Raw genomic sequence first — 15,535 nt, 5'->3', positions numbered from 1 at the left:
TGCTTCAACCTTGAATCTGATTTAACGGTACGTAGTACTTTTGCGCGAATATACAGCGTACTGAATAACGAGGCAAGCGGGTATATAAAAAAAGAGGGCATAGCCCTCTTTTTGTTTATTCGCTGGTACGTATTTTAAAATTATAAAACGTGTACAGAAGCTGTGTTTGTTGTGCCTGAAGCGACTAGAGCACCAGAAACCATAACAACGATATCGCCTTTCTTACCGAAACCAGAAGTTAGTGCGTACTCTTTACCGTTTTTGTAGAAGTCATCAGTGCTGTCGATAGAGTCAACAAGAACTGGACGAACGCCTTTAGTTAGTACTAGTTGCGCTGCAGTTTTCGCGTTAGTTGTTAGAGCAACGATGCTTGCAGTTGGGAAGTACTTACGTACTGAACGAGCAGACTTACCGCCTTCAGTTGCCACGATGATAAGTGGTGCAGCTAGTTTTTCAGCAGTGTCTACAGCGCCTTTACATACTGCTTCAGTAATGCGTAGACGTGGGCTGTCTAGACGAGAACCTAGCTCAGCTTTTAGTGCAGAGTCTGTACGGTTTGCGATTTGAGCCATGATAGAAACAGCTTCAACTGGGTACTTACCTTTAGCAGTTTCACCAGAAAGCATTACTGCGTCAGTACCATCCATGATTGCGTTCGCAACGTCACCCGCTTCAGCACGAGTTGGACGTGGGTTGTTGATCATAGAATCTAGCATTTGCGTTGCAGTGATAACTACTTTGCGTGCGCGGTTACATTTTTCGATCATCATCTTCTGCGCGAAGATTACTTCTTCAGCAGGGATTTCAACACCTAGGTCACCACGAGCAACCATGATACCGTCAGAAAGTTCTAGGATCTCGTCGAAGTTATCAACACCTTCTTGGTTTTCGATCTTAGAGATGATGTGGATGTGCTCGCCACCGTTAGCCGTTAGGATTTCACGGATTTCTTTAACATCAGATGCTTTACGGATGAAAGATGCAGCAACGAAATCAACGCCTTGCTCACAACCAAACTTAAGGTCGTTCTTATCTTTTTCAGATAGAGCTGGAAGCTGAACGGAAACGCCAGGAAGGTTTACACCTTTGTTCTCACCTAGAGCACCGTTGTTAAGCACTTTACATTTAACTTCAGTTTCAGTTGTTGAGATAACTTCCATTTCAATTAGGCCGTCATCAACTAGGATAGTGTTACCAGCGGCTAGGTCTTGTGCAAAACCTGCGTAAGTTACTGCTACAGTTTCTTTGTTACCTACAACAGAAGTATCAGTTGTGAAAGTGAATTCTTGACCAGCAACTAGATCAACGTCATTGCCGCCTTCTAGTTTGATAGTGCGGATTTCTGGACCTTTAGTATCTAGAAGGATAGCAAGTTGCTTACCAGTAACTTCCATTACTTTACGGAAGTTATCGATACGAGTGCCGTGTTCTGCGTAGTCACCGTGAGAGAAGTTTAGACGCATTACGTTCATGCCTGCGTTTACAAGTTCAGTTAGCTTCTCTACTGATTCAGTTTTAGGGCCAATCGTACATACGATTTTGGTCTTTTTCATGGAAGATACTCTCCGGTAAATAAGATGATTACGATTTTTAAACTTGGTTTGTGAAAATGTTCTTTCTCTCGAACACTTTCTCTCTGAAACAAATGCTGAGAACTGCATTTTGTGCCTGCAAGTTATCAGTGTAGCTACGCCTTCTTGATTTGCTCCAGTTTTGAAAGTCTTTTGTCTAATTTAGTCATTTTATGACCATTTTGACGCTATCAAGACCGCTAATTTTGTGATTTAGACCACTTTAACTGTCTTTGATTACAAAAATAATGCTGAATTCTGTAATTTTTTTTCTTTTCCGTTGCGAATTCTACCACCGAATCAATTCAATATCACTGCTTAAGAATTGTCTTAGGACAAGGTTTTCTCTCTAAATATTAATTTTTTGCATCGAAATAAATGGACGAATAAGTTTCGAAGTGACTATAATTAGTTTTGAATCGAAACTTTGTATTTTTTAAAACATGTCAAAACGAAACACACAACTACGCAGACACGCAATTTCTTCTTTGGTGAACAGTAAAGGTGAAGTGAGTGTAGAAGAACTTTCTACTAAGTTTGAAACCTCAGAAGTCACAATTAGAAAGGATTTGGCGTCACTGGAGAAAAACGGTCAATTATTGCGCCGATACGGTGGTGCGATCGCGTTACCTTCGGAAGTGGTTAGTGAAGAGTTGGATGGAAAGGTTTCGATTCGAAAGGTTGAGTTGTCAATGGCTGCGGCGAACTTGATTCGTGATCACAACCGTATCGTGATCGACAGCGGTAGTACCACAGCGGCACTGATCCAACAATTAAATGGCAAACGTGGCTTGGTGGTAATGACAAATTCCCTACACGTTGCCAACGCTCTCAATGAGCTTGAGAGTGAACCTCACCTATTAATGACTGGCGGAACTTGGGATGCGCATTCGGAATCATTTCAAGGTCAAGTCGCTGAAACAGTCTTGCGATCTTACGACTTTGACCAGTTATTCATCGGGGCCGATGGTGTGGACCTTGATCGAGGTACCACGACCTTCAATGAACTGGTTGGCTTGAGCAAGGTTATGGCTGAAGTGTCGCGCGAAGTCATCGTAATGGTGGAGTCAGAAAAGATCGGGCGAAAAATCCCGAACTTAGAATTAAGTTGGGATGCGATTGATGTCTTGATTACCAACCAAGATTTGGCAATTGAATATCAGCAACAAATTGAATCACATGGCGTGAGAGTCATTCTTGCGTAGTTAAGAAATTTAGGGCCCTTTGCTTGCTGCCCTATGGATAGAGATTAAATTGGAGAAACTTTATGTGCGGAATCGTAGGTGCCGTAGCGCAACGTGATGTAGCAGAAATTCTAGTCGAAGGATTAAAACGTTTAGAATATCGAGGTTACGACTCAGCGGGTGTCGCTGTCGTTGATGCGGAACTAAACCTGACTCGTCTGCGCCGTTTAGGCAAAGTGAAAGAACTGGCTGACGCAGTTGAGAGTGCCGAAGTTAAAGGAGGCACCGGTATCGCACATACGCGTTGGGCAACACATGGTGAGCCTTCTGAAATCAATGCTCACCCGCATATTTCTGGTGATATTACGGTGGTTCACAACGGCATCATCGAAAACCATGAAGAGTTGCGTGCGCTGCTTCGTGAGCGTGGTTATGTATTTGAATCTCAGACAGACACTGAAGTTATTGCGCATCTAATGGAGTGGGAACTGCGTACCTCTGAATCATTGCTGGAAGCATTACAAAAAACCGTTAAGCAGCTTGATGGAGCATACGGAACAGTGGTGATGGATCGTAAAGATCCATCTCGTCTTGTGGTTGCGCGCTCTGGTAGCCCAATTGTGATCGGTTTTGGTGTCGGTGAGAACTTCTTAGCCTCTGATCAATTGGCGCTGTTGAATGTGACGCGTCGCTTTATGTACCTTGAAGAGGGAGACGTTGCCGAGATCACTCGTCGTGAAGTCAGTGTTTTTGCTGAAAATGGCGAGCCAGTTGAGCGCGAAATTAGCGAATCCAATGCGGAGCATGATGCGGGTGATAAAGGTAAGTATCGCCACTTTATGCAGAAAGAGATCTACGAACAACCTACGGCGTTAATTAACACAATGGAAGGGCGTATTACCGCCGATGCTGTGGTGACGGATGCGATTGGTGTTAAAGCTGCAGAAATCCTTAATAAAGTTGAGCACGTACAGATTGTTGCCTGTGGTACCTCATACAACGCGGGTATGGTTGCCCGTTACTGGTTTGAAGATATTGCAGGTGTAAGTTGTGATGTGGAAATTGCCTCAGAGTTTCGTTACCGCAAGTTTGTGACGCGCCCAAATAGTCTATTGATCACCTTGTCTCAATCTGGTGAGACGGCGGATACATTAGCAGCCCTGCGTTTAGCAAAAGAAAAAGGCTATATGGCAGCGATGACAATTTGTAACGTTGCTGGTTCGTCTTTAGTGCGTGAATCTGATTTTGCCTTTATGACGCGCGCAGGGGTAGAGATTGGCGTGGCATCAACCAAAGCCTTTACAACCCAGTTATCTGCCCTACTAATGCTTGTTACCGCTTTAGGTAAACAGCAAGGTCGAATCGATAAAGTTCGTGAGAAAGAGATTGTCCAAGCATTGCATGCGTTGCCAAATCAAATCAACCAAGCGCTTTCTTTTGAGAAAGAGATTGAGTTGCTCGCAGAAGACTTTGCCGACAAGCACCATACGCTTTTCTTAGGACGTGGCGAGTACTATCCAATCGCGATGGAAGCGTCTTTAAAGCTCAAAGAGATTTCCTATATTCATGCGGAAGCTTACGCAGCAGGCGAACTGAAGCATGGGCCTCTTGCGCTTATTGATGCCGATATGCCGGTGGTGGTGGTGGCCCCGAGTAACGAACTGCTTGAAAAACTGAAATCAAATATTGAAGAAGTTCGTGCTCGTGGTGGTTTACTGTATGTATTTGCTGATGCAAATGCAGGCTTTGAAGCGGACGAGACGATGAAGATCATCACCATGCCACATGTGAGTGAGATCACCGCGCCAATCTACTACACGATTCCAATGCAGTTACTCTCTTACTATGTCGCATTGATTAAAGGGACGGATGTGGATCAGCCCCGAAATCTCGCGAAAGCGGTAACGGTAGAATAATAATTTTCTAAGTTAATTTAGTTTTAGGCCTCCGAAGATGATACATCTCGGAGGCTTTTTTATTGCCGCTCAGCCTTTGATTCTTCTCTGCTCGCTTATTTTTATTGCCACCTTACACACCCGTCTAATGACTCTGTTTTAGAGGGAATGGTGTGATTTCCAATCTATATCATTGAATAGGAGTTATGCCAGTAAAGCATATGTGTAAATTATAGAAGTTAATTAATTATTAAAATTTAATTATTTTAATTTCGGAAATATTTTATTGTCTAATTTAAAAATAACTGTTTATCAAAACAACAAAAAAAGTCACTGTGTCTGGTTGAATATCGGGCTATTTATTTTTGTGATAATTATGATGTTTTTATTTTAGGGTGGAAGAGAATGATCACACTTAACTGTTAATTCTATTCGATTAATAAGTTTTTTGTTTGATTATTGAACGGTCGAATGGAAATAAATCAAGTCATGAGAAGTGATATGAAAACTGTTTTTAAAACCAAGTATAGGCGGAACTCTATATTTAGAGCCTGGTACACACTGGACTTTAAACTCTCTATCCTGCCTTCTTGCCAGCAAATCTAACTCTCTGTTCTAAGTATTCTTTTACTTAAGAAAAGTCACACTAAGCCAATTTTATTAAATATAAATTTAAACGTAAATTTTCTTTTGTGGTGGAAATTTTAGTTGGAGTTTATAAATTTCTTTCACTTACAAATGATTAATTGATTTTGTTTTGATTCGATAACTACTGCCTGTAAATATAACTCTGCCGATGGGTAGAATAAAAATAATATCCAAGTTTGGAGCGTGAAATGAAATTTAACAAAAAGAAGATTGTACTTCTGACCAGCTTAGCGCTGTCTAGCCAAGCGTTTGCTGTAACCGTATATAAAAATGATACAACCAAAGTCGATATCTCTGGTGCATTCTTAATGGACTACTGGCAACCAGTTCAGTTCTTCGACGATCATGATTTTAATACTAGCCGTAGTACACTAGGTTTTGGTGTTGAACATCAGTTCGGCAATGGTTGGTCTGGAGATGTGAAGTTAGAGTGGGATAACTTAACCAGCGCACCGACAGAAGGTGTATCTAGCTCTGGTGATCAGTTCCGTACTCGTCTAGGTTACTTCTCAGTACACCACGAAGATTTTGGTAGCTTGCGCTTTGGTAAACAGTACTCGGCTTACCATGATGTTGCTGGCTATATGGATAACCTTATTGTTTTCGATCCAGATGCAACTCCTATCTTTAGTGATACTAAAGACGGCGGTTTTATGGGCACCGCACGTGGTGATGACCTAGTGACTTACCGCAATAGCTTCGCTAACTTAAATCTTTCTGCGCAATATGGTTTTGAAGAAAACTCACCTGGTAATTTGACTTCGCCTGGTAGCTCAAACGTAGCTCGTGAGTCAAACTACGCGTTTGCTGCCAGCTATGACTTTGATTTTGGCCTAAGCATTGGTGCTACGCACTTAGTCAATAAAGTTGAAACTGTCGATGGTTCTCCTACGATGAATCTGGACCCAAGTGACGAGCAAAAGATCACCACGCTTGCGGTAAAATACTCATATGAGGCTTTCAAAGTAGCGGCTGCTTATACTGATGGTACCAAGGCGCATGAGACTGATTACCTAGCTTATGGTTTTGGTAACCCTCTAAAGAAAAATAACTATGCTGATGCTCAGGCGATGGATATCTATGCAGAGTACTACTTTAGCATTGGTCTGCGCCCATACATTTACCTATCTAATGTAGACTTTGATGGTGATACTGCGGCAACAAAAGGTGAGCGTAGTATTTACTCTATGGGTCTAAGCTACCACGCTGCACCTAACTTTATTATTTCTGGTGAAGTACGCGGAGTTGAAGAAGAAGATTTAGGAGTAACTGGCAAGCGCGATGATACCATTTCTGGTATCACAGTAATCTACGCTTTCTAAGCGAACTCAATGTTCAATGGGTCTCACTCAAGAGGCCCATTTTTTTATCTAATCAAGTCGTGAAATCACCTGCTTAAGGCAATCATAGACCTCAATCTGGTTGACTAAGTCTGCTTCAAGCGGTGCCAAATCAGGGATCATTACCGCTTGGCAACCTGCGGCCAAAGCAGCGCGAATTCCTTGGTTGGAATCTTCTAATACTAGGCTTTGATTGGGTGGAATATTGAGGCGTTGACAGGCAAGCAGGTAGCAATCAGGGTGAGGTTTGCCCCTTGGCACATCTTCTGCGGTAATAATGATGTCAAACTGCGCCAAATAAGCGGTTGAGGCAAAGTTGAACTCGACTTCTTTTCGCTGAGAGGAGGTGACAATGGCCGTCATAAGACCGCGCTGTTTAATGTGGTTGAAGAGTTCAGAAAAGCCTGTTTTTAGGGCTATCCCTTGATTTCGTTGACGATGGAAATGCTGATCGCGTTGTTGGACATAACGTGGCATATCAATATCGTCGGCAAAATATTCGAGTAACTTTCTTTCGCAATCCGCGTCTTGAACACCGATAAACTGCTGATAGAACTCATCACTAAGATGCAGGTTTTGCTGTTGTGCAGCATATTGCCAACTTTGCTTATAGACACGTTCGGTATCAAAAATTAATCCGTCCATATCAAACAGTACAGCTTTTAACATCAAATCACTCCCTAACTGAGCGCGCTAACATCGTGAGATTAGAATGGACTCTCTTTATCGAGTTCATTGCAAATGCTCACGATGGCCAATGACAGCCCTGATTTGATTACCTGTTGCTGTCGCTGAAGTTGAAGCTGATAAAACTCAAGGTCAATGTCGTCGTCGGGCTCACGAACTTCTAACTGCACCATGCTCATTTTTTTTACCAGATGGAGCTGTTTTATCGCGTCGAGTATTTTGGGCTCAGTAAACTCAAAGTCAGAGTCCTCGCTATTCAACTTGTTCTTGAGTTTGATAATACTGTCGATATCGTGGTAGACGTCGTCAGGGAGTACACCGAGTCCGTAAAGGAGCTTTAAACGTACGGAAAGATCACCGAGTGGTCCTGAGTCCTGCAATAGTGGACCCACTACCGACTGCACTGCGAAGTTATCTTTGCGGAAAATTCGTTGCACAAGTGCGTCAATTGAGTCGTTAAACACATCAACGGCGGCGACAAAGAATCCGCGAACCGACGTCGCGCTATTCAATCGTTCAATGATCTCGGTTTCGTTGATTTTATCTGCCATAAACTGATCTAAAAAAATTAATAGGGGAGCAGTGCTCCCCTGATGTTGTTAGAGTTGTAGATAAAGCGCTTCGATTTGAGTCAGCTCCGCGCTGTTTTCATTTAACCCCGTATAGTAGGCAAGGGTTTTCTTAACACCATTTTCTTGCAAAGAGGTTTGAAGTTCGATTGCTTGAGGGTCACTGTCATTGGTGTACTTCAGTGCTGCGGCAATACCTTTCAAAAGCGTTTTATTTTCAATGCCATACTCAATTGTACCTAGTAACGGCTTAATTAATCTATCATTTGCACCTAATTTACGGATAGGTTGACGACCTACGCGGTCAACTTCATCAATCAGATAAGGATTGGCGAAACGACCCAAAATTTTCTCGATGTAGGCGGCGTGCAATGCGCGATCAAACCCGTAACGACGAATGAGCACCTCACCACTCTCACACATGGCTTGTTTTACATCGGCTCGAATTTCAGCATCTTCGATGGCTTCACGAATCGTGCGATGGCCTTTTAAGTTGCCCAAGTATGCCGTAATGCAATGACCGGTATTGAGCGTAAAGAGTTTACGTTCAACAAAAGCCATTAAATTGTCGGTCTTTTCCATGCCGCTGATTTGAGGCACTTCGCCTTTAAATTGCTGCTCATCAACGATCCATTCACTAAAGCTTTCGACGGTGACTTCAAGCGGATCATCGTTTGCCGCTTCTGCTGGTGGCACAATACGGTCAACGGCAGAATCTACAAAACCAATCAGTTCATCCACTTTGGCATGAAGTTGTGGATCAAGGTACTGGTACACTTCGCCTTTAAGATGGGTAGTGCCGCGTACCATGTTCTCACATGCGATAATGTTCAGTGGTTGTTCATTACCCGCTTCGAGGCGTTTCTCAATCCCTTTAGCGATGGTTTTAGCGATAATATCCAGCACGTTCGGGCCAACAGCGGTGGTCACCAAATCGGTCTTTACAATCTGTTCGATAACATCATTGCTGGCGGAGTTTACTGCGGTGACATGGGTCACCGTATCAACGGTGCACTGTGATCCAACCACTTTAACTTTGTATTCTTGCTTGTGGCTGATTTGATCAACCAAAGGTTCGTTGACGTCTGCGAATGTCACTGCGACATCTGCATCAGCAAGTAGTTTGCCAATAAAGCCACGACCAATATTACCTGCACCAAAATGAACTGCATTTTTCATAATCTTACCTACTCATAATTTACTAACGACGGTTTTAGGTTGAGGTCAACCACATAGGGGGTGATAGTCGACCTCAAGGACGCTCAGGAGCGTGTTTATTGCTGATTAAGCGGCTTTGGTGCCGGACAGAATGTCGAGAATCTGATTGACATCTGTTGTACTGGTCAGCGTATCGATGGCATCAGGCTCATCGAGTGCGTTAGTTATTGTGGTAATGACTTGAATATGCTCGTCATTTTTAGCTGCGATACCAATCACTAGCTTCGCAACGTCTTCTTTATCATCGGTGAACTGGACACCGGATGGGTATTGGCAAATAACAATGCCGGTTTTCTTAACTTTGTCTTTTGCTTCGATAGTTCCGTGTGGCACTGCAATAGACTCACCAAGATAGGTAGGGACAAGTTTTTCACGTTCAAACATTGCCGCAACGTACTCTGGTTCTGCATAGCCCAGTTCTACGAGTTTATTTCCTGCAAATTCAATCGCTTCTTGTTTGCTTGTTGCTTGCAAACCAAGATGAATGTTTTCTGCTTGAATCTGGAATACTGAAGGTTGCTGTGGCTCAAAGCTATCGTCGTTGGCAGCCAGTACCGATACTTTAATCATTTGGTCATCGTTTGCTGCAGTTTGCTTTTGTGCGGCGAGTAGCTTAGTCACAAGTTGGTTGTACATTTCACTATCTAGGAAGTTGGTGAGTGAAATATGCGTTGAATTCGGTGCGTGCTTGCGAGCACGATCAGTTAAGTCTTTATGGGTAATCACGATATCGACACTCTCAGGCAAATTGTTAATAGCTAGGTTGGTTACATGGATGTTTAAACCAGCATCCTGAACCTTCTTACGCAGCATGCTTGCGCCCATCGCGCTAGACCCCATGCCGGCATCACAGGCCACTATGATGCTTTGGACTGTTGCCATATCGATATTATTTTTGCTTTTTGCACTGACGACATCGCCTTGCGCTTTATCGCCTGATTTCATCTCACGCATTTGGCTTGTTGCTTTGTCTAATGCGGCTTTGTCACCATCTTCTTCTGTCGTTGATTGGGTTTTCATTAGCAGTGCTGCGACAGCAAATGAGACTGCTGTTGCTGAGAAGATTGATGCCAACACGCCAACAATCGACGCTTTTTGTGTCATCAATAAAATCGCGAAGATTGAGCCCGGAGAAGCTGGAGAAACGATACCAGCATTGAACATAGTCAGCACGAACACGCCTGTCATACCGCCTGCAATCGCAGCAAGAATTAGACGAGGGTTCATCAGAATGTACGGGAAGTAGATTTCATGGATACCACCGAAGAAGTGGATGATGGATGCACCACCGGCAGTTTGGCGAGCCGTACCTTTGCCAAATACCATGTAGGCGAGCAAAATACCAAGACCAGGACCTGGGTTCGCTTCAATCAAGAAGAAGATTGATTGGCCTGTTTCTGAAGCCTGTTGGATACCTAATGGTGAGAAAATACCATGGTTGATGGCGTTGTTGAGGAACAGAATTTTCGCTGGCTCAACAAAAATAGAGGTCAAAGGAAGTAGGTGAGCAGAGACAAGGAAATTAACGCCAGCTGCAAGTGTACCAGAAAGCACTTTGACAAAAGGACCAATCAAGAAAAAGGCTAGAATGGCACACAGCATACCGATAATGCCGGCAGAGAAGTTGTTAACCAACATCTCAAAACCACTTTTAACCTTGCCATCAATATAGTTATCGAACTTCTTAATAGCCCAGCCGCCCATTGGACCGACCATCATCGCGCCCATAAACATTGGGATATCTGTGCCGACAATGACACCCATCGTCGTAATGGCACCTACTACAGCGCCGCGATCGCCACCGACTAATTTACCGCCCGTGTAACCAATTAGGAGAGGCAGTAGGTAGGTAATCATAGGGCCGACCATCGAAGCGAGTGTTTCGTTAGGTAGCCATCCGGTCGGAATAAAAAGTGCAGTAATAAAGCCCCACGCGATAAACGCGCCGATATTGGGCATAACCATATTGGATAGGAAGCGACCAAAATTTTGTATCTTGATCTTAGTGTCTGGTGATATCATAAGGATTCCCCGTTCGACGTTCTGATTAGGTTGTTGAGTAACGGCTCGGCAAAAGCCGCTGATTGCTTAGTACCCAATCAATTTACCACACGATTTAATTTTAGAACTGACAACGGGTTTTTTGTGACCACTAGCAAAGAAATTGCCCGACCAAATATTTTTTACGTGACCAGTGTCAAAACTGTGCTGTGTAATTTTCCAACAAAACCCCTCTGTATAAAAAGTCAACAACTTTAAGTTGCTTAACTTCTCATAAATAAATTTTTCACATATAAATTTAAGTCGATCTGGATCACTTATTTGCTAACATCGATCTCGAGATAATCATGAAATGTGATCTGTGTTGGGTTTACTCTTCTGGTGATGTTTGGGTGTAATGTGATTTGTGTCGAGTTTATTGTTATTTTGAAATTTAATAACATTGCTAGGGTTGCGATGATGAGGGGCGTTGTGCTAGCCCTAAAGTGGTAATTAAGGTTCGATTTAATACCGAACCTTAATGGATATTGAATTGGATTAGTTGCTATTAAGGTAAGCTTTAGTCGAGATATCTGTCCATGGACGAACTTTGCTTAGATATTGACGTTGCGAGTCGATAATTCGCTTGGCTAAAGGATCGTTGGCTGCGAACTCGTCTAATAGCTTCTCCTTTTCCTGATTAAGGCGTTGAATCACTTCTGGTGGGAAGTTCATGACTTTAATTTCGGGATAATCAGCGCTCATTGAAGCCCAGCTATTTGCGTTGGCATCAATTGCTTGGGTGTACATGTCAAACGCAGCGACACGAAAGGCCGTTTCTAAAATGGTTTGAAGATCGCTTGGTAGTTTCTCCCATACTTTCTTGTTGACTAAGAACTGGGTCTCAGAGCCAGGTTCATGCCAAGCGGTATAGTAGTACGGGGCGACTTTTTGAAAGCCCATGCGCAAGTCAAAGGCGGGGCCAACCCATTCAAGGGCGTCAATCGTTCCGCGTTCTAATGAAGTGTATAGCTCCCCAGGGGCAATGTTGGTTGGCTTCGCTCCGACGCGTGCCATTACTTCTCCGGCAAAACCAGGGATGCGAATCTTGAGACCTTTTAGATCATCGATGCTCTTGATCTCTTTTTGAAACCATCCACCCATCTGAATATCTGAGTTTCCACCGGGAAAAGAGAGTAGGTTGTGTGGTGCATACACTTCCTGCATCAGTTCCATTCCGCCCCCATGATAGAACCAAGCGTATTGCTCGGTAGACATCATGCCAAATGGCATTGCAGAGAAGTACATGGTGTTAGGTACTTTGCCCTTCCAGTAATAAGAAGCGGAGTGACCGAGATCGTATTGACCTGACTTCACCATATCGAAAACCCCTAAGGGGGCTTTGTGTTTGTTGGCAGAATCAATGCGAATTTGTAGGCGTCCATTTGACATTTCTGCGGCTAACTTCGCCATGTTTTTTGAAGCGTCACCGAGGATGGGTGTATTTGGTCCCCAAGTTTCAGCGAGCTTTAAACGGTAGATTTTTTCTTGTGCAACAGCATGGGTTGCCCCGAAGCCGAATGATACGGCTGCGAGGACTACCCATGCTTGATTGATCCATTTATTCATTATAAGAACTTCCTGTATTGACTACTTTATCGCCTGTAGGGTTAAAGTTCTTTTTTTCTCCGTCAAGTCATTATCGGGCGACTTCTTCGGTACGTTGCAGCATAAGTTGTGGTGATGAGAGTATCGTATAGCGATCTCTGTTGCTCGAAACTCAACCGCTTTGTCTTCATGACATAGAAAGTCAAATCAGTAGCTCATCATCGTATTTTTAATTCTATCGAGTGGATCACGCGAGGAGTTTTGTGGTGGGAACTAAGAGCGATGATTGGCATGTTGTGAGACAAACAAAAGAGCAACCAAGGTAACATTGGCTGCTCTTACAAATTAAGATTGAGCAATCTTAGCGTACTGACGAAGTAAATCGGTCAGAGTGGTTACCCATTCAAGGGTATGCTCAGGGCTTTGTTTTAAGATGGTTTCAACATGATTGCAGTGTACTTCCAGTGGAATGGCACGCTCTAAACGAAAAGAGATGGCGTAAAAGTGCCAAAGGAGCAAACGTTGCATTCGTAGTATGTTTTGCTTAGCGTTTTCTGACTCAGCAAACAGTGCAGGAAGTTGGCTTATTGCTATCGCATTGAGTCGTAGCATTGCATCAAGTTGCGCCTCTTGCAGTTTGTCTTCCGATTCCGTCTCATCGCCATCAAAAGTAAACAGTTCGCTCATTTCGTCGTCAGATATGAGTCGGTTGATTAAGCGTAAACTCAGTTCTTCAAGCTCTTCTCGAGGGGTAGTGGACAGGTAATCAAAGGTGTAATCTTGCTGCATGATTGCTCTCATATGTACGATTTGTCTTTATTGTAGCGTGTTTGACCGTCGCTGTATCTAATCCCCCATTTTCCTTATTAGTGATTGAATTCGATATCGAAACTTTCGCAGTTGTAAATTCAGCGGTACAAGATCCTCAATTTGCTTGACGATAACGTTTGCGGCAAAGGTTTAAATCACTTGTCATTGAGGTGAGAAAGGAGTAATTTCGTCGCCTTTAAATAGCCTGACTAATACATTAGTTCATCGCTAAAGCCGAACTTTTCGCTTTGTTAAATTTTCATCAAGACCGATTTTAACCAGTAGGGCTTTGATGCCTTTCTGGTACTGAGTCTCCAATTATAGATAGGTAAAACCATGTCAGATCAGACTCCGACATCCGCTCATAACGAGTTAGCGACCCGCAAGAGTAAGCTAGATTCGTACTTCTCCATCTCTGCTCGTGGCAGTAATGTTCGCCAGGAGGTGTTGGCGGGTCTTACGACTTTCCTCGCAATGGTCTACTCCGTAATTGTCGTTCCAAGTATGCTGGGTGCAGCTGGCTTCGATCAGGGGGCCGTATTTATCGCGACCTGTTTAGTGGCTGCTTTTGGTTCATTGCTAATGGGTTTTTGGGCTAACTTACCGATGGCCATTGGTTGTGCGATCTCATTAACCGCGTTTACCGCGTTCAGTTTAGTCTTGGGGCAAGGTGTTTCTATCCCTGTGGCCTTAGGCGCGGTATTTTTGATGGGGGTAGTGTTTACTGCGATTACCGTAACGGGTTTACGTCAGTGGATACTTACTCACCTTCCAGTCGGCATTGCTCATGGTACTGGTATCGGTATTGGTCTCTTTCTATTGCTTATCGCTGCCAATGGTGTCGGTTTAGTTGAAAAGAACCCAGCAGCAGGTCTACCGGTTAAGTTTGGTGACTTCACCTCTCTGCCTGTGCTGATGTCGGTTCTGGGACTTGCGGCTATTTTTGGTTTGGAGAAGCGCCGAGTGCCGGGCGGCATTCTGTTGGTGATTGTAGCCATCTCGGTATTTGGTTTGATTTTCGATCCTAATGTTGAGTACCAAGGCTTTTTTGCGATGCCACAGTTTGGTGGTGAGCATTCACTTTTTGGCGCGATGGATATTATGGGGGCATTTAGCCCACTGGTGTTACCAAGCGTATTAGCGTTAGTTATGACGGCGATTTTTGATGCCACAGGTACGATTCGCGCAGTGGCGGGCCAAGCCAACTTGCTGGATAAAGATGGCAATATTATTGATGGTGGTAAAGCGTTAACCTCAGACTCAGTAGCGAGTATTGCATCTGGCTTCTTTGGTGGCTCTCCTGCAGCGGTTTATATTGAATCTGCTGCTGGTACGGCTGCTGGTGGTAAAACGGGCTTGACGGCGGTTGTGGTTGGCCTGCTGTTTTTATTGGTACTGTTTATTTCTCCAATTAGCTACTTAGTACCAAGCTACGCGACAGCACCGGCATTAATGTATGTTGGTTTACTGATGCTGAGTAATGTCAGCAAACTAGACTTCAGTGATTCAATCGATGCCTTATCTGGGCTTGTGTGTGCGGTATTTATCGTCTTAACGGCCAATATTGTTACGGGCATTATGCTTGGCTTCTTGTGCCTAGTTTGCGGACGCATCGTGGCTGGTGAGTGGAAGAAGCTAAGTGTCGGTATTGTGTTACTGACTCTGCTTCTGGTTGGCTTCTACGCGGGCGGTTGGGCTATCTAAGCTAAATCGAAGACGGTCTGAATTTAGGCTGACGATATCGTCAGCCTTTTTTGTATCGGTAAAAAGTGTTGGTGATAAAAACAAAAAAAGCCTGATGAATTTCTTCATCAGGCTTTCAAAATTTGGTGGCCCCTCCCAGACTTGAACTGGGGACCAATCGATTATGAGTTAGCCACTAACGCAGGAAATCTAGGAAAACCGAGGTAAATTAAGCGTAACTAAAAATACATTAAAGTATTTACTAAACAGTAGTTTAGCGTAGTTTTGGTAAAGGTGTCAAAACTAGTGACTGTACCTCTAGTGTACCTATAGCCTACACTG

The 15,535-nt window shown here is 43.6% G+C and carries 11 protein-coding genes; 4 read left to right on the top strand and 7 right to left on the bottom strand.

Annotated features, from left to right (window positions below; translation table 11 throughout):
* Nucleotides 1–140: 140 nt before the first annotated feature.
* A complete protein-coding gene (gene pykF / locus GZK95_RS13125; protein WP_075707031.1) occupies nt 141–1,553 on the bottom strand; it encodes a pyruvate kinase PykF in 1,413 nt (470 codons plus the stop codon).
* A 461-nt stretch (nt 1,554–2,014) separates the two neighbouring features.
* On the opposite strand from pykF, the gene GZK95_RS13120 reads away from it, so the two are divergent.
* The 3 genes from GZK95_RS13120 (at nt 2,015) to GZK95_RS13110 (ending at nt 6,620) form a co-directional block, all read left to right on the top strand.
* Nucleotides 2,015–2,776, top strand: a complete 762-nt coding sequence (locus tag GZK95_RS13120) for a DeoR/GlpR family DNA-binding transcription regulator (RefSeq protein WP_075712903.1) — start codon at nt 2,015–2,017, stop codon at nt 2,774–2,776.
* 62 nt (nt 2,777–2,838) lie between these two features.
* Nucleotides 2,839–4,671, top strand: a complete 1,833-nt coding sequence (gene glmS / locus GZK95_RS13115) for a glutamine--fructose-6-phosphate transaminase (isomerizing) (protein ID WP_075707027.1) — start codon at nt 2,839–2,841, stop codon at nt 4,669–4,671.
* Nucleotides 4,672–5,486: 815 nt separating this feature from the next.
* Nucleotides 5,487–6,620: a porin gene (locus GZK95_RS13110; RefSeq protein WP_151148789.1), complete on the top strand. Its 1,134-nt coding sequence runs from the start codon at nt 5,487–5,489 to the stop codon at nt 6,618–6,620.
* Nucleotides 6,621–6,668: 48 nt separating this feature from the next.
* Here the strand turns inward: GZK95_RS13110 and GZK95_RS13105 are convergent, their stop codons facing one another.
* The 6 genes from GZK95_RS13105 to GZK95_RS13080 all read right to left on the bottom strand — a co-directional run bounded on the left by GZK95_RS13105 (nt 6,669) and on the right by GZK95_RS13080 (nt 13,489).
* Nucleotides 6,669–7,307, bottom strand: coding sequence for an HAD family hydrolase (locus GZK95_RS13105; protein WP_075713243.1), 639 nt, complete (start codon nt 7,305–7,307; stop codon nt 6,669–6,671).
* Between the two features lie 38 nt (nt 7,308–7,345).
* Nucleotides 7,346–7,876 carry an MltR family transcriptional regulator gene (locus GZK95_RS13100; protein ID WP_075707021.1) on the bottom strand — a complete coding sequence of 177 codons (531 nt, stop codon included), beginning with the start codon at nt 7,874–7,876 and terminating at the stop codon, nt 7,346–7,348.
* 48 nt (nt 7,877–7,924) lie between these two features.
* On the bottom strand, nt 7,925–9,073 hold the full coding sequence (locus GZK95_RS13095) for a mannitol-1-phosphate 5-dehydrogenase (protein ID WP_075713241.1): 1,149 nt from the start codon (nt 9,071–9,073) through the stop codon (nt 7,925–7,927).
* A gap of 105 nt (nt 9,074–9,178) precedes the next feature.
* Nucleotides 9,179–11,134: a PTS mannitol transporter subunit IICBA gene (locus tag GZK95_RS13090; protein ID WP_075713239.1), complete on the bottom strand. Its 1,956-nt coding sequence runs from the start codon at nt 11,132–11,134 to the stop codon at nt 9,179–9,181.
* Nucleotides 11,135–11,650: 516 nt separating this feature from the next.
* A complete protein-coding gene (locus GZK95_RS13085; protein WP_075713237.1) occupies nt 11,651–12,721 on the bottom strand; it encodes a TRAP transporter substrate-binding protein in 1,071 nt (356 codons plus the stop codon).
* 324 nt (nt 12,722–13,045) lie between these two features.
* Nucleotides 13,046–13,489 (bottom strand): exoribonuclease R, encoded by a 444-nt coding sequence (locus GZK95_RS13080; protein WP_075707013.1) that lies wholly within the window; start codon nt 13,487–13,489, stop codon nt 13,046–13,048.
* 357 nt (nt 13,490–13,846) lie between these two features.
* Here GZK95_RS13080 and GZK95_RS13075 point away from each other — a divergent pair, with 357 nt between their 5' ends.
* A complete protein-coding gene (locus GZK95_RS13075) occupies nt 13,847–15,214 on the top strand; it encodes an NCS2 family permease (protein WP_075713235.1) in 1,368 nt (455 codons plus the stop codon).
* The last annotated feature ends 321 nt before the right edge of the window (nt 15,215–15,535 follow it).

Source organism: Vibrio panuliri, assembly GCF_009938205.1.
Classification (GTDB): Bacteria; Pseudomonadota; Gammaproteobacteria; order Enterobacterales; family Vibrionaceae; genus Vibrio; species Vibrio panuliri.
This window is presented reverse-complemented; position numbering and strand designations above follow the sequence as displayed.

Coding starts and splice junctions, on each gene's coding strand:
- GZK95_RS13080 (WP_075707013.1), bottom strand. CDS start 13,489: ATGCAGCAAGATTACACCTTTGATTACCTGTCCACTACCCCTCGAGAA.
- GZK95_RS13100 (WP_075707021.1), bottom strand. CDS start 7,876: ATGGCAGATAAAATCAACGAAACCGAGATCATTGAACGATTGAATAGC.
- GZK95_RS13110 (WP_151148789.1), top strand. CDS start 5,487: ATGAAATTTAACAAAAAGAAGATTGTACTTCTGACCAGCTTAGCGCTG.
- GZK95_RS13120 (WP_075712903.1), top strand. CDS start 2,015: ATGTCAAAACGAAACACACAACTACGCAGACACGCAATTTCTTCTTTG.
- GZK95_RS13085 (WP_075713237.1), bottom strand. CDS start 12,721: ATGAATAAATGGATCAATCAAGCATGGGTAGTCCTCGCAGCCGTATCA.
- pykF (WP_075707031.1), bottom strand. CDS start 1,553: ATGAAAAAGACCAAAATCGTATGTACGATTGGCCCTAAAACTGAATCA.
- GZK95_RS13090 (WP_075713239.1), bottom strand. CDS start 11,134: ATGATATCACCAGACACTAAGATCAAGATACAAAATTTTGGTCGCTTC.
- GZK95_RS13075 (WP_075713235.1), top strand. CDS start 13,847: ATGTCAGATCAGACTCCGACATCCGCTCATAACGAGTTAGCGACCCGC.
- GZK95_RS13105 (WP_075713243.1), bottom strand. CDS start 7,307: ATGTTAAAAGCTGTACTGTTTGATATGGACGGATTAATTTTTGATACC.
- GZK95_RS13095 (WP_075713241.1), bottom strand. CDS start 9,073: ATGAAAAATGCAGTTCATTTTGGTGCAGGTAATATTGGTCGTGGCTTT.
- glmS (WP_075707027.1), top strand. CDS start 2,839: ATGTGCGGAATCGTAGGTGCCGTAGCGCAACGTGATGTAGCAGAAATT.